23 protein-coding genes are annotated in these 25,188 nt (G+C 37.0%); 5 read left to right on the top strand and 18 right to left on the bottom strand.

The annotated features are described in order from the left end of the window. Window positions 1–13: 13 nt before the first annotated feature. From J0M15_00655 to J0M15_00590, 14 genes are all read right to left on the bottom strand, one after another. Window positions 14–1,009: an RluA family pseudouridine synthase gene (locus J0M15_00655; GenBank protein ID MBN8535535.1), complete on the bottom strand. Its 996-nt coding sequence runs from the start codon at window positions 1,007–1,009 to the stop codon at window positions 14–16. A gap of 8 nt (window positions 1,010–1,017) precedes the next feature. Further along, complete coding sequence (locus tag J0M15_00650) at window positions 1,018–1,647, bottom strand: helix-turn-helix domain-containing protein (GenBank protein ID MBN8535534.1); 630 nt, start codon at window positions 1,645–1,647, stop codon at window positions 1,018–1,020. A gap of 115 nt (window positions 1,648–1,762) precedes the next feature. Beyond that, window positions 1,763–2,707, bottom strand: coding sequence for a P-loop NTPase (locus J0M15_00645; protein MBN8535533.1), 945 nt, complete (start codon window positions 2,705–2,707; stop codon window positions 1,763–1,765). Window positions 2,708–2,716: 9 nt separating this feature from the next. Beyond that, window positions 2,717–3,532 carry a tRNA (adenosine(37)-N6)-threonylcarbamoyltransferase complex dimerization subunit type 1 TsaB gene (gene tsaB, locus J0M15_00640; protein MBN8535532.1) on the bottom strand — a complete coding sequence of 272 codons (816 nt, stop codon included), beginning with the start codon at window positions 3,530–3,532 and terminating at the stop codon, window positions 2,717–2,719. Between the two features lie 15 nt (window positions 3,533–3,547). Further along, entirely contained in the window at window positions 3,548–5,254 is a 1,707-nt protein-coding gene (gene rseP / locus J0M15_00635) for an RIP metalloprotease RseP (GenBank protein MBN8535531.1), read from the bottom strand. A 70-nt stretch (window positions 5,255–5,324) separates the two neighbouring features. Then, entirely contained in the window at window positions 5,325–6,158 is an 834-nt protein-coding gene (locus J0M15_00630) for a phosphatidate cytidylyltransferase (GenBank protein MBN8535530.1), read from the bottom strand. After that, a complete protein-coding gene (locus J0M15_00625) occupies window positions 6,139–6,870 on the bottom strand; it encodes an isoprenyl transferase (protein MBN8535529.1) in 732 nt (243 codons plus the stop codon). Before J0M15_00625 ends, J0M15_00630 begins: the two co-directional genes overlap by 20 nt. Before the next feature lie 21 nt (window positions 6,871–6,891). Further along, window positions 6,892–7,449, bottom strand: coding sequence for a ribosome recycling factor (frr, locus tag J0M15_00620; protein MBN8535528.1), 558 nt, complete (start codon window positions 7,447–7,449; stop codon window positions 6,892–6,894). 48 nt (window positions 7,450–7,497) lie between these two features. Then, window positions 7,498–8,211: a UMP kinase gene (locus J0M15_00615; GenBank protein MBN8535527.1), complete on the bottom strand. Its 714-nt coding sequence runs from the start codon at window positions 8,209–8,211 to the stop codon at window positions 7,498–7,500. Window position 8,212: 1 nt separating this feature from the next. Beyond that, complete coding sequence (locus J0M15_00610) at window positions 8,213–9,139, bottom strand: elongation factor Ts (GenBank protein ID MBN8535526.1); 927 nt, start codon at window positions 9,137–9,139, stop codon at window positions 8,213–8,215. 58 nt (window positions 9,140–9,197) lie between these two features. Then, window positions 9,198–10,145 (bottom strand): 30S ribosomal protein S2, encoded by a 948-nt coding sequence (rpsB, locus tag J0M15_00605; protein ID MBN8535525.1) that lies wholly within the window; start codon window positions 10,143–10,145, stop codon window positions 9,198–9,200. Between the two features lie 257 nt (window positions 10,146–10,402). Further along, window positions 10,403–11,428: a prolyl oligopeptidase family serine peptidase gene (locus J0M15_00600; GenBank protein ID MBN8535524.1), complete on the bottom strand. Its 1,026-nt coding sequence runs from the start codon at window positions 11,426–11,428 to the stop codon at window positions 10,403–10,405. Then, on the bottom strand, window positions 11,425–12,645 hold the full coding sequence (locus J0M15_00595) for a hypothetical protein (GenBank protein ID MBN8535523.1): 1,221 nt from the start codon (window positions 12,643–12,645) through the stop codon (window positions 11,425–11,427). The genes J0M15_00600 and J0M15_00595 overlap by 4 nt, the downstream gene beginning before the upstream one ends. Window positions 12,646–12,838: 193 nt before the next feature. Further along, window positions 12,839–13,681: a hypothetical protein gene (locus tag J0M15_00590; protein ID MBN8535522.1), complete on the bottom strand. Its 843-nt coding sequence runs from the start codon at window positions 13,679–13,681 to the stop codon at window positions 12,839–12,841. A gap of 189 nt (window positions 13,682–13,870) precedes the next feature. On the opposite strand from J0M15_00590, the gene J0M15_00585 reads away from it, so the two are divergent. After that, window positions 13,871–14,422, top strand: a complete 552-nt coding sequence (locus tag J0M15_00585) for a hypothetical protein (protein MBN8535521.1) — start codon at window positions 13,871–13,873, stop codon at window positions 14,420–14,422. Window positions 14,423–14,496: 74 nt separating this feature from the next. Here the strand turns inward: J0M15_00585 and priA are convergent, their stop codons facing one another. The 3 genes from priA to J0M15_00570 are packed head-to-tail and all read right to left on the bottom strand — an operon-like array spanning window position 14,497 to window position 18,268. Beyond that, on the bottom strand, window positions 14,497–16,530 hold the full coding sequence (priA, locus tag J0M15_00580) for a primosomal protein N' (protein MBN8535520.1): 2,034 nt from the start codon (window positions 16,528–16,530) through the stop codon (window positions 14,497–14,499). Next, entirely contained in the window at window positions 16,527–17,339 is an 813-nt protein-coding gene (locus tag J0M15_00575) for a hypothetical protein (GenBank protein ID MBN8535519.1), read from the bottom strand. Before J0M15_00575 ends, priA begins: the two co-directional genes overlap by 4 nt. Beyond that, on the bottom strand, window positions 17,336–18,268 hold the full coding sequence (locus tag J0M15_00570) for a UTP--glucose-1-phosphate uridylyltransferase (protein MBN8535518.1): 933 nt from the start codon (window positions 18,266–18,268) through the stop codon (window positions 17,336–17,338). The genes J0M15_00575 and J0M15_00570 overlap by 4 nt, the downstream gene beginning before the upstream one ends. Window positions 18,269–18,364: 96 nt before the next feature. On the opposite strand from J0M15_00570, the gene J0M15_00565 reads away from it, so the two are divergent. Together J0M15_00565 and J0M15_00560 are read left to right on the top strand one after the other, a co-directional pair. Beyond that, window positions 18,365–19,990 carry a hypothetical protein gene (locus tag J0M15_00565; protein MBN8535517.1) on the top strand — a complete coding sequence of 542 codons (1,626 nt, stop codon included), beginning with the start codon at window positions 18,365–18,367 and terminating at the stop codon, window positions 19,988–19,990. A 62-nt stretch (window positions 19,991–20,052) separates the two neighbouring features. Next, on the top strand, window positions 20,053–20,868 hold the full coding sequence (locus J0M15_00560) for a hypothetical protein (protein ID MBN8535516.1): 816 nt from the start codon (window positions 20,053–20,055) through the stop codon (window positions 20,866–20,868). Window positions 20,869–21,037: 169 nt separating this feature from the next. On the opposite strand, the gene J0M15_00555 is transcribed toward J0M15_00560, so the two are convergent. Further along, complete coding sequence (locus tag J0M15_00555) at window positions 21,038–22,114, bottom strand: TonB family protein (protein ID MBN8535515.1); 1,077 nt, start codon at window positions 22,112–22,114, stop codon at window positions 21,038–21,040. A gap of 289 nt (window positions 22,115–22,403) precedes the next feature. Here J0M15_00555 and J0M15_00550 point away from each other — a divergent pair, with 289 nt between their 5' ends. Then, window positions 22,404–23,966, top strand: coding sequence for a sigma-54-dependent Fis family transcriptional regulator (locus tag J0M15_00550; protein MBN8535514.1), 1,563 nt, complete (start codon window positions 22,404–22,406; stop codon window positions 23,964–23,966). Window positions 23,967–24,289: 323 nt separating this feature from the next. Beyond that, complete coding sequence (locus tag J0M15_00545; GenBank protein ID MBN8535513.1) at window positions 24,290–25,114, top strand: hypothetical protein; 825 nt, start codon at window positions 24,290–24,292, stop codon at window positions 25,112–25,114. The last annotated feature ends 74 nt before the right edge of the window (window positions 25,115–25,188 follow it).

The following is a 25,188-nucleotide window of genomic DNA, read 5'->3' as shown; positions in this document are numbered from 1 at the left end:
CTTTTTAATATCATTATTTAATCCATTTCAAAATAAATTCTTTTTCTTTATCTGGCCAATCTTGCTCAAAGTAAAGCTCTTTACCCGTATTGGGATGAATAAATCCTATGCATTTTGCGTGAAGGAAAAAACGATTAAAAACTGCAAAGTCTTTTTTAATATCAGCACTCAATATTTTTTCTCTGGAAGAATTTCCATAAAGGGGGTCGCCAAGCAGAGGAAAGCCTTTTTCGCTTAAATGAATTCGAATTTGATGAGTTCTTCCTGTTTCAAGTTTTAATTCGACCAAACTTAACTTCGAGCTAGTTTTAAGTAAGTTGAAATTAGTAATGGCCAATTTGCCAATGGAAGGTGGCGTTTTGGTGTCGGTAACTATTTTTTGGTTTTTATCCCTAACAGAAGCAAATCTTTTTCTTTCCTTAGGGTGTCTAGCTAAATAGGAAATGATTTGACCCTGGGGTGGTTGAAATAGGCCCAGAACAACAGCCTCGTACCTCCTTTGAATTGATCTTGCCTTAAACTGTTGAGATAAATGCAAATGACTTTTATCATTTTTAGCTATGACCAAAAGCCCACTCGTTTCTTTATCAATGCGGTGAACAATTCCCGGACGGTCTTCGCCAAATTTCATTGATAGCTGATCCGTATGATTAACGAGTGCATTAACAAGAGTGTCATTTTGATGACCGGCTGCGGGATGAACAACCAAACCAGAGGGCTTGTTAAGAACAATCAGATCTGCATCTTCGAAAATTATTTCTAATTCCAAGTTCAGTTTTTGTAAAGGTTGATCCAATTTCAAGTCAGCGATTAAAATTTGAATTTGATCATGGGCTTTAATTTTATAAGAGGATTTAATGTTTGTTTTATTGACGGTTACAAAATGATTCTCAATCAGATATTCGGCTCTTGATCGAGTTAAAATTTCAGGGTGACTTGATAAATACTTATCAATTCTAAGACTTTCGGTATTTTCCGGAACAGAGATGTGAATGATCCTTGGTGACATCGTAGAGCTTAGTTCTTATTTTTTTTAAAATTATTCATATAAGAATCAGCAACTAACTTAGGAACTAGGCCGAGCTCTTTGGCTATCTGGGAGACATAACCTCTAACAAAAACTGCGGCAGGTAAATTTGCTGCGTCTTCTAACTCGATAGCTTTTATATAATAAGGATTCACCTTAATTATTTCACTTAATTTTTCAATGCTAATGCCTTTATACTCGCGGATTTTTTTTAAAAATGGACCGGTCCAATTATGGTTATCCGAAATTTCTTTTTCAAAAGATTCATTTTTTTCAAAAGAAATTTTTTTAGTTTCATTTTTAGGTTCATTAAAAATGAGCTTACTGGCACTAAGGATAGAGTCATAAGTTAAATCTTCAGGATTTGTTTTTGTATTTCCAAGAAGCCTTTGATCATAAATATTTCGCAATGTTTTGTTGCCAAGAATCGAATAGGCTTCTTCAATTAAAGTGAGCAACTCTCGAGCTTCCCCATCTGTAAAAATTGTATAAATGGCGGGGTTTTCCCCAGAGTAAGTGGATTTTGCCCGCTCATAGGCTTTCGAAACTTCATGTTGAGCTGAGTTGGAGTTAAGCTCTAAGACTTCGTAAAAATTAAAACGCGTGTGTATGTCTATCATAATTTAAATCCTATAAATTATTTTATATCCTACTTATGGTAGGCCTTATTTAATTATATAGATTTTAGTACTGATTTTTCAATCATAAATCGACAAGGCTTAAGTCGAGAATAAATCAAGCAGCCATCTGAAGATTTCTATTTTCGGTTAAATATTTACATAAAGTCAAAAATTGGCCTGCCACAGGGGTAAATGGTTGGGCGATTAAAACAGGTTTCATATTACTTACTGACTGCCAGACAGAGTTATCAAAATCGATATGCCCTATATAATCAACATTCAAATCATAATATTTTTTGCAAACGCTTTTAATTGAGTATCCAAGATCGCAGAGAGCAGGACTTCTGATTCCATTAATGATAAGTCTGATGGGCTCCTTGTTAAGTTTGTTAAATGGTTCAAGAGTTAATCCATCATTTTCTTTCAGATAGCTTTTAAATGAAAATGGTTGAGCCAAAACATTGTGACGAAAATCTCTTAGAGTCGCTATTAATTTTTGATAAGCCTCAGGAGTCGATTTCGTTTTTAAATTTTGACAGATATAACTTTCAATAAAACGATAGTTTTTTTCAATTGAAGTTGGCTCGGGGGTAGAGATAAGCAATCTTTGATCGCATTCAAGGTAAATATTAAAAAATTTTTCAAAAGAACCTACGCCAAAATCGAGAAGTATATAATCATATTTCAATTTTTTTAGTTCGGCACTCATTCTATACTCGTCAAATTGAGACAAATCAAAAGGAATCCAAGAGTCCCACACTCCTTGAATGTAGGAAAGTTTTGGATAGGGAGTAGGAATAATTATTTCTGAAAGTTTTTTTTGACCATCAAGAAAATGCCTCAAGTTCATGTGAGAGGGTTTCATTCCCAGGGCTGTATGAATGTTTGCTCCGCTTAAATCAAGATCTACTACAAGAACGGTATGATTTAATTTAGAAAGGGTTAAGGCTAAACTTGAAGTGATAAAGGTTTTGCCCACGCCACCTTTACCAGAGTTGATGGCCCAAATACTTGGGGAATCATTGTTTGAAGAGCTCATTATTTTATTCACTAATTCCATGTGAACCTCTTAAAGTGGTGAGTATAAAATTCCTTTTTTATTCTCCTCGGCTTCAGAAGCTCTTAAGTAAAGGGGTGTAAACAAATTCCATTCAAAGGTCGTAGAAGGATAGTTTTTAGCAAAATGATGGTAGGCGAGAATTCCTAGACTTGAGGCCAGGGGGTAATCTGAAGAAGATTCTATTCGTTTTAAAAAGGGAATGGTTTCTTGTGGGAAAAAATTATTGTAAGTAGCAAAGCCATCTCCAAGGATCCAACTTGTTCGAGTTAGGACTTTTCCTAGATCTTTAACGGGAATAACTTGAGGAGTTGTTTCAACAGTCAGAGAATTGATTAAATCCAAATTAGAAATTTTTTGATAGAGAGATTTAACTTCTATTAAATAAGGGATATTAAGATGAAATTTGGCAAAATAGATCATGTTTTTAAAGGCATTAATCATGCAGAAAATATGACAGATAGGGGTATCAAGAGACTGAGAAGCCTTCACGATTTCTTCCATGTTTTGAAAGGCAAGACATGCCAATGAAGAAATTCCAACAAGTGGCTTTTTATGAATGTATGAAAAAGTTTTCCCTGTATTTACAGCCACTCTGATTCCTGTAAAGCTTCCCGGCCCAGAAGAAACGGCAAAAATATCAAAATCAGCGAGTTTCAGATTTGTTTCAATTAAACCACGCTCAATAAAGTGATGTACAAGTTCGCTGTGCTTTTTCTGTTCAGAAGAAGTCTGTAAATAAAGGATTCTGTCATTCTCTAAAAAAGAAACTCCACCCAGATTTGTTGAGGTCTCAACGGCAAGTATTTTTAATTTTTTTTCTAACATTTTTTAATTTTAACGCTACATGAATCCAAGCATTCTTTTAAAATCATTAAATAATGCAAATATCATTAAACTGAATAAAAGAATCATTCCTACCTTGTGGGCTATTTCCACCTTGCTTAGACTTAATGGCGATCCCTTGATAGCTTCTATACAGTAAAAAACTATATGTCCACCGTCTAAAACAGGGATTGGTAATAAATTCAGGATAAAAAGATTTATGGAGATAAGCCCCATCATTTGTAAAAAAGCACTTAAGCCCATTTTAAAAGTTTCGTTAGCAGCTTGGGCAATGGTAAATATTCCTCCAATATTTTTAGGTGAGATTTGGTTTTGAATTAATCTAACAAAACTGAGCAATGTCATAACACTGATATCCCAAGTTTTATCAAAAGCTCTGTGGATGATGCCACCAAATGTTTTTTCTGAAACCACAACAACTTCAGGTTGAGAATAAATAATCAATGGACTGATTCCTATAGTAAAACGCTTTTCTTCGGTTCCATGAAGAGTCATGTGAGTTGTCATTTCGGGAGCTAGAGAGATAGAAAGAGGTTCATTATTTCTTAAGAACTCAAGACTCAAAGTTTTTTCCGTATTAGAAAAACTTTTGATAGAATTCAGGATATCATCCCAGATTTTTACTGGTTTTTTATTAATGGACACAATTTTATCGCCTTTTCTTAAACCGGCTTTTTCGGCTGGCGAATCAGGCATTATCTTATCGATATACAACTGAGTGGATTCAAGACCTAAACTAGACAAAATCATCTTATTTGATTCTGGAGTCAACCCTGAGCTATCTAAAACGAAATCATGATGAGTGGTCTTTTTAGGATCGATTTCATTTCTAATGACAGAAAAAACAATTTTCTGGGTGGGCTCGTCATCTTTCTTAGACATGAGGATAGATCTTAAGGTGACTTCCAAATCGCGAAAATTAGGGATCTTAATGCTATTTATAGATTCAATTCGATCACCAGAGCGCAGGCCCAATTTGTAAAGGGGAGAAGTAGTAGAAACGGCAACCGCAGGTGCGTAAGAGAGCATCGATAATCCGGTGATTTCTCCAATAAATTTCTTAGTGGATACAACATTGGGATTGTTTTTAGGCAGCACTTGAGTTTGAATAATGTGTTCTTTTTTGTCGGATTCCTTTTCAATTTTAACGGAGATATTTTGATCCAAATTTTTGTCTAATTGATCTTGAAATTGATCCCATGTTGTAATCGGAGCTTCATTGACTGAAACAATTCGATCACCCGAGGAAAAACCTAAACTCTCTGCACGGGACCCTGGGCTAACTTCTCCGACAAAGGGAGCTTTATATGTTTCTCCAGAAAAAGCGACTAACATAAAAACTAAAAAGGCAAAAAATAAATTCATCAATGGACCGGCGATTACAACAGCCAATCTTTGACTCACTTTTTTATGAGTAAAAGAATATTTTTTTTGATCCTCAGGAATTTCATCCCCAGGCTGCTCGCCATACATTTTGACATAACCACCAAGTGGAATTAGGGAGATGCAATAGTTAGTATCATTTTTTTGAAATTGAAAGATTTTTTTACCAAAGCCAAGGCTGAAGACTTCGACTCTGACCCCACACCAGAGTGCCACTAGAAAATGTCCAAGTTCATGAACAAAAACAAGCACTCCTAATAAAACAACAAAAGAGAAAATTTGTGTAAAACCCGAATGTAAATAATTTAATAAAATGTCCATTCAAAGATTATATATATTTCGTATTAATGTTAAAATTGAATTCAGCAGTTAACTCAAAGTATAATACAAACTAGACTCTGGTAGTTAATAAACCCTCAAGAAGAATAGCCCCAAATAAAACAATAGGGGCGCCAAATAGCACTCCATCAATTCGATCTAGGATCCCTCCATGTCCAGGCATAATTTTTCCAGAGTCTTTTACTTCGGCAACTCTTTTTAGTACCGATTCAAAGAAATCACCAAATTGGGCAACTACCGAAGTTGCAAAAGTTAAAAGCAAAAAGGAAAGCAAATTTAGTTGGGGAAGGAAGTGGTACGAGATAACCAAGCTAGCTAAAAGTGAAAACACAATGCCACCAATAGAGCCTTCAATTGTTTTCTTAGGCGATATGAGGGGCATTATTTTCTTTTTGCCTAAAGATATCCCTGTCAAATAGGCGCCCACATCACCGGCAAAAACAATCGCCAGTAAGGAATTAAACCAGATCATCCCGTGAGGCAAATTAAGAATTTGGATCATAAAAGAGGGCAACAACCCGAGATAAAAAAATCCAAGTATGCTTTTGGCTTGAAATAAATTTAATTCGTTGAGGTCTTCGAATTTGTGCAAAATTAAAATACTAAAAAGTAAATAGACAATACTAAAAAATGCAAAAATAATTGCAGAAAATTGAGGAAAGAAGCTGGATAAAACAAAAACATTTACGACTAAAAGGTAAAAAGCAAATTTATTAGATTTTGACTCCGACTCTTTAAATAAGATCGTCATGAGTTCATAACTGCCAATTAAAACTCCCAAAAAAATTAAAATTTTAAACCCATCTTTTTTAAAAAAATAGTAAAGAGAGGCAATAGAGGCCAAAGCAATAAGAGCTGAAATTCCTCTAGTGATTAAGGTTTTCATGTGCCTCAGACAATGCACCAAAACGTCGTTGTCTTTTTGTAAAGGATTCCAATGCGGTTAGGAGGTCACTTTTGGTAAAGTTTGGCCAAAGGACATCGGTAAAATAAAACTCAGCATAGGCCGCTTGCCAAAGCAAAAAATTAGAAATTCGTTGTTCACCGCTGGTTCGTAAAATTAAATCAGGATCTGGAGTTGGGTATGTGGAAAGACGTTTTGATATTAGTGCCGTATCAATATCCTCAAGATTTAGCTCACCAGTGAGCAAACTTCTTCCGATAGACTTCATGGCATCTGTAATTTCTTGTTGAGAGCCGTAGCTGATAGCAAATATCAAATTTAGACCTGTACACGTAGCCGTCGCTTGAATGGAATTCTTAATGGTTTCAATAACATCTGATGGTAGTCTGTTTAAATCTCCAATTACTGAAAACCGAATATTTTCTTTAACCAGATTTTGCGTTTCTTTTTTTAAGTAGCGACGAAGTATTTTCATTAAAAAGGAAACTTCATTTTGAGGACGGTACCAGTTTTCAGTACTGAAAGCATAGAGGGTCAAATTTTGGATTCCTAACCTTGAACAATCAGTAATTATTTGTTTAGCAACCTTTGTTCCTTTGACATGCCCAACAACCCTGGGTTTGTTTTTCAACTTAGCCCAGCGGCCATTTCCATCCATAATTATTGCTAAGTGTTTAGGGAGTTTTAAGTTCACTTGAGACCTATTGAATAGTTATTAAATTGTTAATAGTGATTTTTCTTTTTCTTCAGCTAAGACATCGATTTTTTTGATATAATCATCCGTCATTTTCTGAATTTCAGTTTCTGACTTTTTGGACTCGTCTTCAGAAATAGCCTTATCTTTTAAGGCTTTTTTTACTTCATCGTTAGCATCTCGTCGAGACATTCTAATGGCCACGCGCATGTCTTCGGCCGTTTTTTTGACTTGTTTAACAAGATCTTTTCTTCGTTCTTCTGTGAGATCGGGAACCTTAAGGCGGATCACTTTACCATCATTCATTGGGGCCATGCCAAGATCACTTTTTATCAAACTCATTTCAATATCTTTAAGGACAGTGCTTTCCCAGGGAGCAATCATAAATGAACGTGGTTCCGGGGTAGAAATCGAAGCGACTTGGGAAAGAGGAACTAAAGAGCCATAGTAATTAACTTTAATATTATCAAGCATGGAAACTTGAGCTTTTCCTGTGCGAACTTTTTTTAACTCTTCGGTCAATGCTTTTAATGACTTTTCCATTTTCTCTTGAGTGTTTTTTTTAACATTTTGAATCATTAATTTCTCCTCGTTTATTGAGCTGTCTATTGAACTGCTTATTGCAGTTTATTGAACAACAGTTCCAATATCTTCACCTAAAATGGCCCGCAAAATATTGCCAGATTTCATTAAATCAAACGTCATGATGGGAAGCTTATTGTCCATGCAAAGGCTAATCGCAGTAGAGTCCATCACTTGAAGGCCTTTGTTTAAAACTTCAATATAACTGATTTGACTAAACTTTTTGGCATCACTATTTTTTACTGGGTCTTTATCGTAAATTCCATCAACTTTGGTGGCCTTCATAATTATTTCAGCATTTATTTCCATAGCTCTCAGTGAAGCAGCTGTATCTGTTGTGAAATAAGGGTTACCTGTACCAGCTCCAAATATGACAATTCTTCCCTTTTCAAGATGGCGAATCGCTTTTCTTCGAATATAGGGCTCAGCAATTTCTGCCATTGCAATAGCGCTTTGAACTCTGGTAGGGATACCTTCTTTTTCAAGAGCATCCTGTAAGGCAAGAGAATTGATCATGGTTGCAAGCATTCCCATATAGTCAGAACTGGCCCGATCCATTCCGTCAGCACTAGCGGCAATACCTCTAAATATATTGCCACCACCGATAACCAAACCTATTTGCACACCTGTTTTGTATGCAACGGCAATGTCCTGAGCGATTTGTTTAATAACCGCCGTGTTAATACCCGTTCCGCTTTTACCAGCCAAAGCCTCTCCGCTTAGTTTGAGTAAGATTCGTTTAAAAACTGGCCCTTTCAAATTAGTGACCTTTCACTGTGGCAGCGACTTCAGCGGCAAAGTCAGCAGATTTTTTCTCGATACCTTCGCCAAGTTCAAAACGAGTAAATCTTTTGATCTCAACTGTAGTTCCAAGTTTTTTAGCTGTTTCTTTCGCGTAATCATTAACTTTCAAATCAGGATTTTTAACAAAGGCTTGTTCAACAAGACAGCTTTCTGCTAAGAATTTTCTAATTTGACCTTCCACAATTTTTTCAATCATTTCTGGTTTTTTACCTTGTTCTAAATTTTTAGCCTTCAAGATTTCTTTTTCTTTAGTAACGACTTCTGCAGGCACTTGAGCCGATGATAAAGCCATTGGATTCATCGCGGCAATATGAAGAGCTACATCTTGGGTAAAAGTTTTAAAATCAGGGGAAGTTAACGCGGCAGCGGTTCCAGCAGCCACTTCTAATAAGACACCAATTTTGCCTTCGCCATGAATGTAGGTATGAACATAACTTGTTGGGCTTGATTCAAATTTTTGGGTTCTTCGAACAACGACATTTTCGCCAATTTTAGCAATAGTTTCTTTTAAAACATCGCCAACGGTTTGCGAGGGATTTTTAAAATAACTTTGGTTTAAGATATCAGCTGTAGAGCCTGATTGTGTTACATGGGTAGCCATGTTTTTAACGAATTCTTTAAAACCATCATTTCTGGCAACGAAATCTGTTTCAGAGTTTATTTCTACAACAACTCCTACTTTGCCATTTGATTCTGCATAAACTAAACCTTCAGCTGCAATTCTACCAGCTTTCTTAGTTGCCGCAGACAATCCTTTGACTCTTAGCCATTCAATTGCTGCGTCGAAATTCCCTTGAGTTTCCTCAAGGGCTTTTTTGCAATCCATCATTCCGGCATTAGTTTTTTCCCTTAATTCTTTCACTAGTGTTGCTGTGATAGCCATGACATCTCCTAAATTTGATTTTCAAAAAGTTGTGTTAAATGAAATTATTACTGAAGAGCTATTCGCCCTCGGGCGCAGGCACTTCAGAATTTTCAAGTTCAGCTTGAATTTCAACTTCTTCCGCTAAACCAGCAGCAACCAGTTTTCTTTGTTTTTGAACTTTAACAACTTCTGGACCAGCAGCTTTTTTGGGAGCTTCAGGTTTTCCACCAGCTTTGGTTTTTCTAGGTCGAACATCTTTATCCACTTTTTCTGTTTTATCGGCCTTATCTGTTTTCTCAACATCAGACTGTTTATCAGTCATGGTTCTTAATTTTTGTTCCCAAAGTTTAGCCCCTTCAATAAAAGAATCAGCAATTAAATTTGAAAATAATTTAATAGACCTAATGGCATCATCATTTCCAGGGATAGGATACTCCACTCCTTCAGGATCGGAATTGGTATCGGCGATAGCAACAACGGGAATACCAAGAGTTTTTGCCTCAGCAACGGCGATGTGCTCTTTAGGTAAGTCCACAACAAACATTACAGCTGGTTTTTCTTTCATGTCCTTAATACCCGTAAGGTACTCAGAAAGTTTTAAGTATTCTTTTTCTAATTTAGCTCGTTCTTTTTTTGTTAAGTAATTGAACTCGCCCTTTTCTTTCATCTGATCGATTCTTCTGAGGCGATCAATGGAAGATTTGATGGTTTCAAAATTAGTCAACATTCCACCAAGCCATCTTTTTGTGACAAAATATTGTCCAGACCTATAAGCCGCTTCTTGGATGGGCTCAATAGCCTGCTTCTTAGTTCCTACCAAAATCATTTTACCACCGTTAGCCGCGATTTCTTTCACAAAATCAGCCGCGCTATTAGCTTTTAAAACGGTTTTTTGAAGATCGATAATATGAATACCACCCCTAGCGGTATAAACATAATTCTTCATTTTTGGGTTCCAACGCTGGGTTTGATGTCCAAAATGAACTCCCGCGTCAAGCATCTCTTTCATGGTCACTTGAGCCATTTGATTCTCCTTTTTCTGGTTATGCCTCCTTCCAGTCAGAGCTTTAGGGCGATAGCAGAGCTATCTTGGAAAACCTAAAGAGTACCCCTTTCTCAGGGACCAGTAAGTAACCGGAAGTGTGTATTGGAAGTAGTAGGTAACACGCTCGTTGCTCAGTGGCAAGTCTTTTGGTAGCAGGGGTCTCACCTATGACTCAACTCTTCGTTCTCGTCGGTCGGACTCCCTGCGACTTGGCCGTAGCCAAGCCTCAGAAAAGTTTAGTACAGACCCAACAGACGATATACCATTTTTTGAATGGCGACTATTTGAGGTCCTTTGCGATTTGCAAAATTTGAATCAGAATAACCCCACCAGTCCCAACAGTCATAGGGATTCGACAATAGTGATTTTTCATTTTGAGGATAGAGGACAACGATATTATTTGTTTCAGCCCAACCATTAATCCCAGAGTTTACAACAAAAATATCTTGAATATAATCTGGGTTCATTTGGCAACCATGTAAGGCCACATGTAGTTTACACTTTTGCCCTCCAGCAGAGGAGCAGCCAGTGGGAACATAGACCCAGCCATAGGGATAGAGGTGGGCTTTGGAATCATTAAATTCGGTTTGATCGAATTTAAAAAGATTCGCAGTCGGTGAGGAGGAAAACCGTTTTCTTTCAACCATGGGTGGATTAAGGTGTCCATAAAAGTGAGTTAAAAAATCTCCGGCCAAATCAAAATGACAATTATTCAGCCAAGGAAGTTTTCTGTCTTCACAAGCGTTACCATAATTATTGGTGATCCAGCCATGCCCTGAATTCACCGTGTTTCTTAAGAAAATATTTTCTTTAGCTGTAAAATGCGAATAAAATTCGATTAATTTTTTAGTATTATCAGGATTCATGATTCCATCTTTTGGACTGGCATAGGCGTAAATTCGGGATTTTTGAATATTTTGTAAGGAGTCAATGTTTTGAGCTGCCTCTTCGCTTTTTGCTTTTTCTATTTTAGAGTCAACGTTTATCAAAAAAGGATTTTTAATACAATTCACCTGAGCTTTAAAAACATTTCCTTCGGAACACCAATAGATGCCCCCAGCAATGGAAGCAATGCCGGTAAAAACAGAGGATAAGGCGACATTCAGCTGAACAGCCATATAGGCCCCCGCCGAAACTCCTGAAGCCGTGATTTTCGTTTGATCAATATTAAGCTTTGGAAGTTTGCCTATCGTTTCAGAATAGCTTGGAGAGTTGCTGACAAAAATAAATAGAAAAACAAATAAAAAATATAAATTTTTCATAAGGTCACTTCCGTACTGGTTTCAAATTGGGAACCGATTTCTTCTTTTGGATCAAAAACTTCTTGAGTTACATGAGTTAATTGACTCAATTCAACGCCTAAATTATTTAGAATTAATTGAGCCTGTAAAATAGAACCAACTATATTCTTATGGGAATTTTGTGTTCCACAAGCAATAGATAAATTATCCAGACCTGGAATTGTCTGGTCAGGATTCACTTTGATAATCGCCTCGCCGGCATAATTAGAATAAACAAAAATACGTTCCAGAAGTAATCCCTCCAAGGCGTGAGGGTAGGCTCTCTTAATTTGTCTTTTCATTTTTTTAAGAGCGTTGGCCGCAGCCTCGCTGTCATCAGTGAGCTCTTCATCAACAAAAGTAATCCACTGTGAGTATTGACAATCCGGTTTTTCTTTAGAATTAAAAAATTGCCCCACACAAGGCCCTATTTCATCTTGGGTGGTGCCATTTAAAACATGAATAAAATTATTTTGTGTGATGATTTCTTTATGGCAAAGATCAAGACAAAGGGCAGTCCAATAAACAGATTTATTTAGTTTGTTCTTGGCCTTGCTAGATAAATAATCATTGGGAAGAAGAAGAGCAAGGTCTTTAAAAGAGCCAGCAAATATAAACTGTTTGGCCTCAATATTTTTTGTTCCATTGATGATTGCATGTTTAACGTGATTTCCTTCAGATACAAACTTTGTAAGAATCGACCGTGGTAAAAATTGTCCTTTGAATTGTTTCATTAAGAGGGTGGGCCATTCATAAACAGGAAGGGTAAGCAGAACTTGTTCTGAGGAAAGAAAATAAGAGAGCTCATCATAAAACTCAACATGTTGCTCACCAAAGCCAACAAAATGTTTAAAATGACCATTTTCATTGGTAGACGGGGTGGTTTCCCTGAGCGAAGAAATAAGTTTCAAGTTTAAAATTGATTCCATAAAAGCAAGAGCCTTTTGAGTGCTCTGGGCTTGAGGAAAAAAACGAAAACCATTTTCCATGGGACCTAGTGGTGTCGTGATTTTTTTATGGCAACCACCGTAGGTGTCGAGTCCATCAATCAATACAATATTTGAAGTCAACCGGCTCAATACGGAAGCTAAAATCATTCCAGGAAGACCACTGCCAACAATAGCATAATCATAGGGCTGAGAACTCATCGAACAATTCCAATCTGTTTTAAACTGAGTTAAATAACACAATAAAGTCATAACACTTTCTTGTCTCAGTGAGAACCTTATTTTTCAATTAATGAACCTGTCCCCAAAAGGTCATCTACTTCGTTGGCCCGTCAAAAAATTCGTTCCAACTTACATAAAGTAAGCTTCAACGAGTTTTTTGACGGAATCACGCCTTGTATCTGACCTTTTGGGGACAGGCTCTTTATAGGGGTTATAGGGGCAATTAATAAATGAGCCTTATAAAACTGATGAGAAATTTAATGAGCACTTTAAAAATAGCTTTTAAAACTCTCGAATGATCGATGGCCTTTGCGATGCTTGGAGAAAGAGTGTAGTAAACTTGAACTAAAAAGGAGCCTAGTCTGCTTGAATTTAAAAAATAGTCGCGAAAGAGTCGCAAGTAAATAACTTCTGGCGCAAAAGAGCTTTCAAAGCAGGAACTAGCAATAAAACATCGTGGTCTTTGCATCGAAGATTCTTTAATAAAGAGTTTAATTGCCTGGGGTCTTTTGGCAGATTTTACAAAAGACTGGGCCCTTTTCATGATATCTGGAAAAATCGGGGAATATTGGACAAAAATCGCTAACTGTCTAGCGGCAGCTATTTGCCTTTGTGCATATTTCTCGTTGGTATCGTAGATACGAAGAAGGTCCCAATAGACTGAAGTGAGAACGGTGATTTCACTGGTACGTGCCGAGTCTTTAAAGTGATTAGGAGCAAGAAGATCACCCTTTTTTAGGGCAAAAACAATATCTAAAATTTTCAAATACTTTTCATAAGTGATTGCAGCCTGTGAATAGTTTTTATTATTTAATAAAATTCTGGCGTTTTTAATGAGAGTCACTCTGTTTTTCCATAAGTCTAAGCGGTATTGTTCTTTGGCTCGCTCTTGGGCCAAAAGAACACCCCCCTTGCTTAAGGATAAGGTTTTTCTCAGATCAGAGGCGCAAACCATACAAATGGACGTTGTCACCGTTTCCCCAACAGCACTTAATTGAGAAATGGTTTCAGGATCAAGTGTTTGTAGCTCTGTAACTTGAAGACCACATTTAGGGCATTGAATCATAAAAACCATCATCTCTATTAATACTTAAGAGATCAAGTCATAATAAAACTTAGCGATTTTGCAAAAATTACTGTCTAAAAGTCTACAGTAGGAATTTTTTATACTCAAAACTATTATGCCCCCATTGAAACAATAAAAAACAAACAACAATAATAATTTAATTATTTATTATTCAAAGGAGAATTTAATATGAAAAAAACGTTGGCCCTTTTATTATTAGTAGCAGCTTCTTCAAATGCTGCAAAGTTTGAAACTTGCATGAAAGAAGTAAGCAAAGCTTGCGGAACTTATGCAGCAAATTTGGCAAATTATCAAACTGCTGGACATGATTGTTCTGTTGTACAGGGTGGAAAAAGAGAAGATGGAACAAAATATTCAACTAAAGTTGTTTTTAAAGATAATGATACTTTAGTTTCATTAACAACAGATTTTGGATCAACCACACGTGCTTGTGAATACAATAAAATAAATATTTTTGGAAAATTTAAGGAAACTAAACAATTGGAAGGTCGGTTGTTTGCTTTAACTCAATCTGGAGAGGTGATTGTCGTAACGAGAACAAACGAATTTGCTTATTTGTTAAACGCAAAAAATAAACCATATTCTAGTGTAAAGGATATTAAAATTGATCAACCTAACGATAAATTATATCTAACTTTTGAAAATGGTCAAACAAATGACTATTCTTTGATGGAAGTATTAGAAAAAGTTAACAATCCAAAAGCAAAAATTCAAAATTAATACTAAGTCGTCAGATTTATTCTTAAGTTAATTAATTGAAATGCCTGTGATCTGTTGAAATGTATTTGATTAGGTTACAATAAACTTTGTGGGTCTACGTCGGTGATAATTCTTACAGCTGACGGGACCCATTTTTCGTCGTGGAGAACGTGTTTTACGAATTGATTTATCAATATTTTATTTGTAGATTTGATGAGTAGTTGATATCGGAAGTCTCCTCGAATTTTGAATATCGGAGATTCTGCGGGACCGAGAATTTCCATTTCTTGATATTTTTCATTTTGTATTTTTAGACTCAGACAGCGGTAAGCCAGTTTTTTGGCGGTTTGATGAGCCTTGTCCATTTTATTGGATTGAATGCGAAATGAAATGATTTTACCAAAAGGAGGGTAGTTAAGGGATTTTCGATTAGCAAGGTCGAATTCAGCAAATCCCTCAAAATTTGAGTTAAGAGCATAAAGCACACTTTGATTTTCTGGATTAAAAGTTTGTAAGATTACCTTTCCGGGTTTTTCGTTTTCTTTGACATGACGGCCGGCACGGCCACTCATTTGAGTGATTAATTGGAAGCTTTTTTCGCCAGATCTGAAATCGGGCATATTTAAACCGATATCGGCAATAATTAACCCGACCAGTTTTAGATTCGCAAAATCTAAGCCCTTAGAAATCATTTGTGTTCCGATAAGAATATCAATTTCGTTTTTTTCCATTTTCTCGACAACACTTTCAAGATCTTGGCGAGTTTGAATTTCATCGCGATCCACCCTGGCAAGGCGAGCGAGGGGAAAAAGTTTTTTTATTTCTTGTTCTATGGCCTCTGTTCCAATGCCTAAAGGTTCTAGCTCTCCTTCTTTGCAGTCGGGGCATTTTTTTTTAAAACTTTCATGGTAATCACAATAGTGACATACCAAATGATTATGAGCATGCAGAGTCAATTTGATATCACAATTAGGACATTCACGGGTGTGACCGCAGGCCGGGCAGATAACGGTTTGGGACATGCCTCTTCGATTTAAGAAAAGGGCTATCTGATTACCATCACCAAGGTGAATTTGAATTTCATTATATAGAGGCTCGCTCATCCAAAATGGAAGATTCAATTCCTTAGACCGTTCTTTGCTGAGTTTTAAGTCCACGATTTCTATTTCTGGTAGGACGGCGGTTCCAACCCTTTTAGTTAATCTATGGAGTTGATATTTTTTTTGTAAAACATTATTCCAACTTTCAAAACTAGGGGTGGCTGATCCCAATATCACAGGGCAATTCAGAAATTTTCCTAACATGATCGCGGTATCACGGCCATGGTATTTTAATTTTTCATCTTGTTTAAAACTTGTTTCGTGTTCTTCATCAACGACAATGAGGCCCAGATTGGGTATGGGGCAAAACATTGCAGACCTAGCGCCAATAAGAATTTTTTTATCACCCTCGACCATATCCCACCAAAACTGGGTTCGCTCTCTATCGGTTAGCTGAGAATGGAGCAAGGAAATTTGATTTCCAAATCTTTTTGCGAACCGAGAAACCAATTGAGGAGTAAGGGAAATTTCCGGTAGAAGGAACAAACCCTTTTTCCCTTGGCCGATGATATGTTTAAAGAGTTGCAAATAAACTTCTGTTTTGCCAGAGCCTGTAATTCCGTAAAGCAGATGAACTGAAAAATTTAAGTTTTGTGAAATATCGGAATAAATTTTTTGTTGTTCCTCATTCATGGAATAGGGAATCTCCATCTCGACATCAGGAATGGGAGATTTCTTTCTGGTAGAAACTTTTGTTTTTTTCTCTAATGGAGGGAACAAAAGACTTGCCACTAGGCCAATGGCATATAAATAATATTCAGAAATCCATGCTATCCAAGGCAAGTAAGGCGATATCATTTCAGGAGAGTAATCGGTTTCTATGCCTTTTATAGGCTTGATTTTAAAGGAATGGGAAGCCGATGGGGTTTCCAGTTCAATTTGAAAAACAATTCCTCGAGTGAACTGGTTGGCCAGTGGGACGTTCACCACACTACCTATTTTAATTTCTGAAAACTCCTCAGGAATAGAATAAGTTAATAAGGTTTTTAACGGGGCGGCAACGGCCACCTTCGCAAATTTTGAAGTCATCTAAATCGAGTGTAAAATTCTTCGATTTGTGATTTTAAGGGATGATTCAGCAAGACTTCGGATTGATTATTAATCTCTAAGGACTGGGGTGAAAAGAGGTTTCCCTGGCTTCCTGACCTTGCGTTAACGGTCACTGTCTTAATGAGGATCGAATTATTTCCCCATTTAAGGGTGCGCTCTTTGGGGTAGTGCAAGCTTTTAGAAAAGGATTTGTAATTATCCATGCTGACTTCGGCACCCGAGCTAAGTCTTAATTTTCGAATAAGAAAAAAATCTTGCTCAATCCAGAATCTGGGAGCTAAGGGATCGTTATTTTTATGGTCGCTGATGGAATAGGCCACGACGCCTTGAATTCGTGAAAGTTTTAAATTTGAATCTTCATCGGTCACAAATCCATGGGCTAACAACGATTTATAAAGTAGATCAGAATTTCTAAAATGATGCCATTTCTCGATAAAATCATCAGAAATTTTAATGGACGCTTTGTTATTGTTTTTCCTGGCCCAACGTTGACCAGACAAGTACAGATAATTTAAATTTAATCCCTTGAGGTCCTTCAGGCCTGTAACATGAACCTTCAAAGTTCGATCATTTTCGATGGTCCACAGCTCTTTGGTTGAAGCCTCATGAGAGCCATCCGAAAAAATGATTTCTAACTCGTTGCTATAAATGCCATTCCCAGAATTCTCTGCAGTTCGTGAAAGAATCATTTTGAGTGGTGGGATATAAGCAAAACTGTAGAGAGAAATAAACGAAAGAAACCAAACTGTAATTAAAAACTTAAAGAGATTTGAGTTTGAGCAGGTCATTCAAAACTTCCTTCTGCTAGTTTTTGCGAAAGAGATAATAAATAATTTTTAAGCTCTGTTTTGATTTCAGGATTTCTTAAACCAAATTCAATGTTGGCCTGTAAGTACCCAACCTTGTCACCGGCATCGTAACGTAAACAAGAATTGGGATAAACATCAACCCCTTCGATAGCAATGAGTTTATCAAGAGCGTCAGTTAACTGGATTTCATTATTTTTGGTAGGCTTTTGATTTTCAAGAATTTCAAATATTTGCGGTGATAAAACATATCTCCCTGTGATAGCCCATCGAGAGAGGGTATCGTTCTTATTTGGTTTTTCAAGGAGTTTAGAAACAGCAAATCTTTCCAGAGTCTTGCCAGACTTGGATTTGAAAATTTCTGGGAGCAAAGAATTTGTTTCTGCAATTCCATATTTTGAAACCAGGTTGTCGTCCACTTTCATGACCCCAATGGAGGATCTATTAGATGTTTCAAAAGCATCCACCAAGGTCTTAGTGATGGCTTCTTGCTTTTGTGTTTTGACGGTGATTTCGTCCCCAAGAAGAACGGCAAAAGGCTCGTTCCCAACAATTTTTTTTCCACACCAGATAGCATGGCCAAGACCTAGGGCCTGCTTTTGTCTTATCGAAATTATATTTGCCATATTTCTAATTTTTTCTAGACGTTCAAGTATTTCAGTCTTTCCATCTTTGAGCAAACGGTCCTCTATTTCATAGGAGGTATCAAAAAAATCTTCAATGGCATGCTTGCCTCTCCCAGCAATAAGAATAATGTCTTCTATGCCCGAGTTCACGGCTTCTTCAACAACATAAAAAATGATAGGGGCATCCACAATCGTTAACATTTCTTTGGGAACCGTTTTGGTTGCAGGCAAAAATCTTGTTCCTAGACCAGCGGCAGGAATTATAGCTTTCTTCACTTTTTTCATGGTCTTGAAAATCTCAAACGTTTTAAAATGAGGCAAGTAATAATCCAATTGGGCTGAAAAGACAAAATGTGTTATTATCTCAAAAGGGGAGTCTTCATGTTATTTAAAGCGTTTGCTCATCTTAAAAGGCAAAAAAGGTCTTTATTTAGTCTTTTTGTTGTTGTCTTTTCTTCTTTACTCGCAGTGGTTTTTTTTCAAAACTGTGGCAAGGCTGGATTTGATGCGGCTAATGACGGTGCCTCAACTGTTTACAATCCAGCAAGTGCTGCCCCTTTTGCTTTTGAAGCAAGCCTTGACATGATTACCTATAATTCTTGTAATAGTCCCTCTTCACAGGGTAAAACATTTACTTTTAAAGTGGGCAGTTACGAGTCTGCAGTTTCCAAAATCTTGTCTTCATCTGGTGAGATTTCTGATAAAGTCCCTAAATCGGGAGTGAGAATAACGCAGGAATTTGTAAGCTATTTTAAAAAAACCTTAAAACCTGATTACCCAAATCCAGATATAACAAAGGAACAAGTTGAAAGACTTTTGGGCGAATCTTCGATGAATGCAGATGTCCGGCCGCAAATCTCCATAAGGTCTATCAATAAAGGCAATCGTCTTGGAAATGTGTTTTTTAAAACGGGTAGTCCATCCATTGGAATTGATATCATTCAAGTTCTGGGGGATTTAACGGATTTGCGATGGGCCGAATCTTTAATAGCAGAAGCCATGAAAGCTGAACAAAGTGTGGATTTTGTCAATTTCTTTCCCAAGGCGACGGGAGACTCAAGAGCTATTGAAGCCGAATTTAGTATTAACAACAGTCCTCAAACCTCTGAGGCTTATCGAAATGCCTTTAATAAGATTGGCGATATTGATGCCCAAATTGTTATAGGATTTTCTCATACGAATGAAGCCGTTTTGATTTCTCAGGAAACAAGCGAAACAGATATGATGACCTCTGCAAATGCAAGGGGGTATCAGCTCATATTTCAAAATCCCATAGATATGGGCAAAGTTCCAAGCACCTGGGCGTATCATCCCAACAATCAATTAGCACAAGTGACGGAAGTTGATTTACTAAACAATCGCGTTGTTTCAGGTTCTGATTGGGATTGTGGACTTAAATTCAAAATTGTGAGATCAGAGGATGCTGCTTTTCTGTGGTCTTCCCTTGATGCTGCAGTTAATTTGGCTGTTTCCACAGACTCGGGAATTATAGAAGCCAATAAGCCTGTGGTCGCTAGTGCAACCAAAGTGAATTTGGCCAATTACTACAAATATTATAATAGCGCAGGAAATGCTCTAAATATAAATAACTCGGGTGCCGTTATTGATGGTTCCATTATCAAAGCAGGCTTGTGTCCTAAGATGGAATATGCAACGCTTAACTCGATACCACCAGTCGAATCGGTCTATGGTGGCGGTGCTTACGCTGGTAAGACCTACGCTCAAATTTTAGAAATGGTTCGCAGGCATTTACCCGACAATGAATGGGACATTAATTTGCAATATGGCTGTGTCGTACCTAAAAAATATAGTTGTTATCCCGACGAAGACAGAAAAGCAGTTGATGGGGGAACCCATTTTGGAAAATATAAAGTGACCTATCAAGGAAATTTAGCCTGTCATCATAAATTTGACGGCAGTTATTATAAAGCCAACAAAACAGATGCCGCCGGCAACATGCCAACAGACTACTGCACCGAATACGTGACAGTGTGCACGAAAAGATAACTAAAAATTAAGGTTGCTAAAGTCTTTAAACTTTTATGGAATGAAAGCGAAAGAGGCTTCAGATGATGTATTTGCTCTCGATTTTAGTTTCTCTCCATTTATTTCATACAGCTTGGGCCTCTTTAGATTCGACGGCCTCTCATCTCAGCGCGTCCTCTTCGGCACTTGGTGGCGCGGGTAGGGCTGCAGTAGGCCCTGGGGATGTGAGCACGTTAAATCCAGCGAGTTTGGTTTATTTATTTGGGTTCAATTTTTACACTCGGTATGCTCCAGGCGAAACGGCGATAAGCATTTCTGATAACACAATGGAAACGGTTATTCCTGCCGCGGTTTATGTTTATCAAAAGTTAGATTTTAAAAACTTCAAATTGTCCTTTGCAGAGCCTTTTTCAAAAAGAATTTCATTGGGAATGTCCTTAGGGTATTCTCAAGCCAGAGTTGGGGAGGCGATGTTCAATTTGGCAAATTTGGATTTGGGAATGACTTATTTAGTGAGCCAAAATAAAGCTATTGGAGTGGTGCTTTATGATCTGAACAAATCTCCAGATAATTGGCCTTTGGAAAATCGAGTGGAACCAAAAATTGGAGTTGGGTATCATTATGTGTACAAAGGATTTTTGCGAGCTCGGGTCGACTATTTGAGCGAAGGTCGGTTTAAGTTAAATGAGGGAAGCCTGATGTTTGGAGTTGAAAATTATTTAAATCGATGGACCTTGTTACGACTTGGATATCAAAAAAACTCTTTGAATATTAATGATTTAATGACAATTGGGATGGGCTTTGATTTGCCCAAATTTAAGATAAACTATGCTTATTTATCTGATTCTAAAGATTACACTCAAGTAAGGCATTCCGTTGACTTAATGGTTCCTTTTTGATAACTCAAATGATCTTGTTAAAAAAGAGGAGACAAAATGGCATCAAAAACTAGACGTACCAAAATTATCAGAAAAAGAAAACTTGTTCGTAAAGGTGTTAAAAGAAAAGCAAAATTAAGATCTCAAGGTACAACGAAAACAGATAAAGAGTTATTTGGCGAATAGTTTCTTATTGTCTTTTCAAGAGGGTGGGCTTTTGTTGAACGCCACCCTTTAGGTCCCATTTAAAGGGTAATTCAACCCACCCATCTTGTCCTGGATAGAATCTCCATCTTTTAAGTGCATTTAAAGTTTTTTGATCTAAACTTCGATGTCCCGTGGATTGCATCAATTTAAAGGAAGATATCGATCCACTTTTGGTGACATAACCATAGACAACAATATTTCCAGATAATCCTTGAACACGATCTTCAGTATCATACTCAGGCTTTAAATTTCCTGGTACTTGTCGAAGATCTTCGAGTTTTCTGATCTCACCAGTAGTTCCCGTCCCACCAGCGCCATTTTGATTATCTCCACTTATTTGCCCAGCTTTCCCTCTTCCAAAGCTTGAAGACGAAGACTCTCCGGAAGCATTACTTGCAACTTTGGTTTTTTGTCTTTGGATACCTAAATTACTTTTCTCTTGAGCCAGCTCTGATTTTCTTTTCGAAACCAAACTGTCAAGAGAAGCGTTCTGTTCTTTAATAGTGTCAGACTGTTTGTCAATGGAAGCTAATTCTTCCGAGCTTAATTGCTCGAACTCATTATTAACAGCCACTATTTTTTTTGAATCTTCATTATCAATTTCATCAAAGGATTTTTTTATTTCATCAAAACGGAGGGAAGAGTGGGTGCTGTCACTTAAGTCTTCAGAACTTACATGAGCGAGCTCAGGCATAGCGATGTCATCGATGTCATCGAAATGAGTTGGATCACTATAGGAAGGACTGTTATTGGTTGGACCACTATAAGTTGGATCACCCTGAGGAAGATGAGAATTTACTTTAGAGTTGAATTGTGGAGCTTGGTGCTTAATTTTCGAATCTTTAATTTTAGAAGTAGCTTTACTGGGGCCTGAGAAAAAGCCTGGAGCTGAAGAGCCAGCGACTGCAGAGGTTTCTTCAATTGAAAAGGTGATTAAATTGGGACGAGCCTCCGGTTTAACCATTGGAAGTGGAAACCATTCTGGATTGAATGAAAAAAAAGTGACGAGGGCAAAAACGCAAGAATGAATAAAGAAAGAGGAAACAAAATATTTTTTCACTCCTTAAAGCTCTTCAAAAAACAGACCTGCCCTAAGTAAGTTAAAAGAGTTTATAGAACAATGTGGATGAAAAATTTTCATCTAGTGATTAAAGTCCTTCGTCTAGGATTTCTAGTTTAGTGTTGCCTAAGGGGCCTTGGGAATTGGGAGGTGTTCACTTTCTTTGTGTCTCAAAATGAGATTACAACTTTTTTAGCAGTTTACTCTAAAGTTTGTTTAAACTTTAGACGATGGATGTAGTGAGAATATACAGGTTGATGGATCAAAAAATTAAGGAGACTTTATGTCGATGATTAATTGGAACGAGTTTGAACATATTCATGTTATCAAAAAATTAAAACACATCTTAAATACATGGTGGAATATTGATGTTGTGTTTAGTGATGAGCGTGGTGAGTTAAAGGGAATAGATAGCAGCAAGCTCGTATTTAATAATCCTGCCATTGGTTATCTTCTAGAAAAAGATGCTGGAAAAGCTAACCTAGGGGAATTGGTAACAAAAACTCTTGAAGATTTAAGATCAACAAATAATAAATATGCCCTTAAGAAATGGGAAATGGCTGGTTTTGATATTGGTATATTTCCGATCATGATTGAAAATGACTGTGTTGGAACAGTAGTGGCATTGGGGTATTTCAAAGATGATCAAGTTCAACAAAGATTATTGGAAGTTAAGGAACGGCTTGCTGCATTTGGTGTTCCTGGTGATTACATTGAAAAGTTGATTATAAAAATGAAGTATTTAGATGATCAAGAAAGACAACATTACTGTGAGCTGTGCGAACTTGTAGCTCAAGAGATCGTGACTCTTCACTTGGAAATTACAAGAAGAGACGACCGTATTAGAGAATTAAATAACGAATTGGGAAAAAGATTTAAGTATGATTCTATGGTCGGCAAATCTAAACCCATGCAAGAAATGTATGGGTTGTTAGATAAAATTCGTGGATCTGATACGACGGTGTTGATTCAGGGAGAGAATGGAACGGGGAAGGAATTAATTGCAAAATCAATTCACTATCATTCAAACAGGAAAGACAAAATATTTGTAGCACAGAACTTTACCGCTATAAATGATAACTTGCTTGAGGCTGAATTGTTTGGTGCGGTAAGAGGTGCTTATACCGGCTCGGTCAAAGATCGAAAGGGTTTGTTTGAAAGCGCCGATAAGGGAACATTGTTTTTAGATGAGGTTGGGGATATTTCACCTTCCATGCAGGTCAAATTACTTCGCGTGATTCAAGAAGGTACTTTTATGGCTGTTGGGTCTACGGAAACTAAAAAAATTGACGTCCGCATTATTGCAGCTACCAACAAAAACCTAAAGGAAATGATTGAGCAAGGGACCTTCCGAGAAGATTTGTTTTATCGATTAAATATTATCAATATCCGCGTTCCTCCATTAAGAGAAAGAAAAGAAGATATTCCTTATCTTGTGGATTATTTTATGAAAAAAGTGTCGGAACAAAAACACGCTGGTGGCGTTACGAAAGTTTTAACCAGCAGAGCTCTGGAGAAACTTTATGATTACGCTTGGCCAGGAAATGTCAGAGAATTACAAAACGAAATTGAACGTGTGTATGTCTTGTCGGGCACAGAGACAAAAATCACGGTAGAAAATCTTTCCCCAAAAATTATTGAAGCCTCAGAGTCTAATAAAGTTCAAGGCGCTAGACTTCAGGGCAGATTAAAAGATGCGATTCAAGAACTTGAAAGAGAAATGATTCGTGAGGGGTTAAGAAGAACGGGTTGGAATAAATCTAAATTATCAAAAGAATTAGGAATCAGCAGAGCTAATTTAATTGATAAAGTTCAGCAATTTGGTTTGGATAAAAGACGTATCACCAGATAAATCACTTGAAAAGTTGCGAGCTAAGTTGCGATCCAAGTCGCGAGCTAAGTCGCGGGATAAATCAAGCTTGTGAAAGTTGTTAAAACTGTAAAAACTACCTGATAGTCATAGGAAAGAGCGATTTGAAAAAATCGCTCTTTTGTTTTTAATGTGCAAGTTAACGACAGGTTAATTCTTCAAATGGTAAAACCCTAGAAATTCTTTAGATTTAATTAACCGAAAACAAGTAAATATTTTTCATAGAGACAAGGGCCTTTACGGCACAACAATTGTATGTTGTGTTGGTTCAGTATATTGAAAATCACATTGGGTTTGGGGGAATTATGTGGGAATCGGGTGAGTTATCATCAATTAACAAGTTGAAATTTCTTGTTAAAGATAAGTTTGGCAAAGGGTTAGAAATCAACAGATTGACAGAATTAAACTCATTGAAACGAGATTCTGATTTCTACTTTAATAAAAAGGACATGTTGATTCCTATTTTTCAAGATCAACTTTTTTTAGGCGTTGCTATTGTTAAGAAGGCCATTGAAATTGAATCCGAACAGCATTTAACCCTTTCTTCTTTGGTCAAAAAGACATTGACTCCACTTTTATACTCGGAGTTCCAAGAGATTCATCAAAATAATTTTCCTGTGAATTCTCTTTCCTTTGTTCGTCCTGATGTTAGTTCTTATGTTAGTCCTCATGTTATTCCTGAAACAAAACAAAATCGGATTATTTCTCAGGTCATTCACTTGAATGGAGTACCTGAAAGAATTTTAAAAGTGGCACATCAAATTCATGAGCTTGAAAACCGCTGGGGTTTTGTTCCCTTAAAGAATTTAAATGTTTCCTTTGACAGCCATTCTAATCAAAGTCTAGAAGAAGTTAAAAAGTTAGGATCCATGACTATTTTTATTCCTGATATTTTGGAATTAAATTTAAAGCAGCAATTGTTTTTAGCTAAATATCAAAAACAAGTGAGGGATGAGGAGTCCCCATTAATCATTGTCGGTTCAAATTTGCATCTGGAAAAGATGGCAAATCATCCTGGGATGTCCATGGAATTTCTAATAGCTCTTGATCAAGTGACCTTTGAAGTGAATAAGGCCCCCGTTCTAAATGCGCAGCTAAAAGAAGCCGCAGAGCTCATGTTTTATACATAAAGCGCGCTAGGTAAGTCTTAAATCTTGGTTCGCGTCTAGACTTCGGTCCTTAAATTCCGTTCAAAAAAAATCGA

This window comes from Deltaproteobacteria bacterium, assembly GCA_017302835.1.
Lineage (GTDB): Bacteria > Bdellovibrionota > Bdellovibrionia > Bdellovibrionales > Bdellovibrionaceae > UBA2316.
This window is presented reverse-complemented; position numbering and strand designations above follow the sequence as displayed.

Bases quoted from the DNA above. Each gene is read 5' to 3' on its own strand.
- J0M15_00630 (MBN8535530.1), bottom strand. From the start codon at position 6,158: ATGAAAACCTTAATCACTAGAGGAATTTCAGCTCTTATTGCTTTGGCC.
- J0M15_00550 (MBN8535514.1), top strand. From the start codon at position 22,404: ATGATTAATTGGAACGAGTTTGAACATATTCATGTTATCAAAAAATTA.
- J0M15_00545 (MBN8535513.1), top strand. From the start codon at position 24,290: ATGTGGGAATCGGGTGAGTTATCATCAATTAACAAGTTGAAATTTCTT.
- J0M15_00650 (MBN8535534.1), bottom strand. From the start codon at position 1,647: ATGATAGACATACACACGCGTTTTAATTTTTACGAAGTCTTAGAGCTT.
- J0M15_00595 (MBN8535523.1), bottom strand. From the start codon at position 12,645: ATGACTTTATTGTGTTATTTAACTCAGTTTAAAACAGATTGGAATTGT.
- J0M15_00590 (MBN8535522.1), bottom strand. From the start codon at position 13,681: ATGATTCAATGCCCTAAATGTGGTCTTCAAGTTACAGAGCTACAAACA.
- J0M15_00575 (MBN8535519.1), bottom strand. From the start codon at position 17,339: ATGACCTGCTCAAACTCAAATCTCTTTAAGTTTTTAATTACAGTTTGG.
- J0M15_00610 (MBN8535526.1), bottom strand. From the start codon at position 9,139: ATGGCTATCACAGCAACACTAGTGAAAGAATTAAGGGAAAAAACTAAT.
- rpsB (MBN8535525.1), bottom strand. From the start codon at position 10,145: ATGGCTCAAGTGACCATGAAAGAGATGCTTGACGCGGGAGTTCATTTT.
- J0M15_00655 (MBN8535535.1), bottom strand. From the start codon at position 1,009: ATGTCACCAAGGATCATTCACATCTCTGTTCCGGAAAATACCGAAAGT.
- priA (MBN8535520.1), bottom strand. From the start codon at position 16,530: ATGACTTCAAAATTTGCGAAGGTGGCCGTTGCCGCCCCGTTAAAAACC.
- tsaB (MBN8535532.1), bottom strand. From the start codon at position 3,532: ATGTTAGAAAAAAAATTAAAAATACTTGCCGTTGAGACCTCAACAAAT.
- J0M15_00570 (MBN8535518.1), bottom strand. From the start codon at position 18,268: ATGAAAAAAGTGAAGAAAGCTATAATTCCTGCCGCTGGTCTAGGAACA.
- rseP (MBN8535531.1), bottom strand. From the start codon at position 5,254: ATGGACATTTTATTAAATTATTTACATTCGGGTTTTACACAAATTTTC.
- J0M15_00600 (MBN8535524.1), bottom strand. From the start codon at position 11,428: ATGAAAAATTTATATTTTTTATTTGTTTTTCTATTTATTTTTGTCAGC.
- J0M15_00585 (MBN8535521.1), top strand. From the start codon at position 13,871: ATGAAAAAAACGTTGGCCCTTTTATTATTAGTAGCAGCTTCTTCAAAT.
- J0M15_00565 (MBN8535517.1), top strand. From the start codon at position 18,365: ATGTTATTTAAAGCGTTTGCTCATCTTAAAAGGCAAAAAAGGTCTTTA.
- J0M15_00560 (MBN8535516.1), top strand. From the start codon at position 20,053: ATGATGTATTTGCTCTCGATTTTAGTTTCTCTCCATTTATTTCATACA.
- J0M15_00645 (MBN8535533.1), bottom strand. From the start codon at position 2,707: ATGGAATTAGTGAATAAAATAATGAGCTCTTCAAACAATGATTCCCCA.
- frr (MBN8535528.1), bottom strand. From the start codon at position 7,449: ATGATTCAAAATGTTAAAAAAAACACTCAAGAGAAAATGGAAAAGTCA.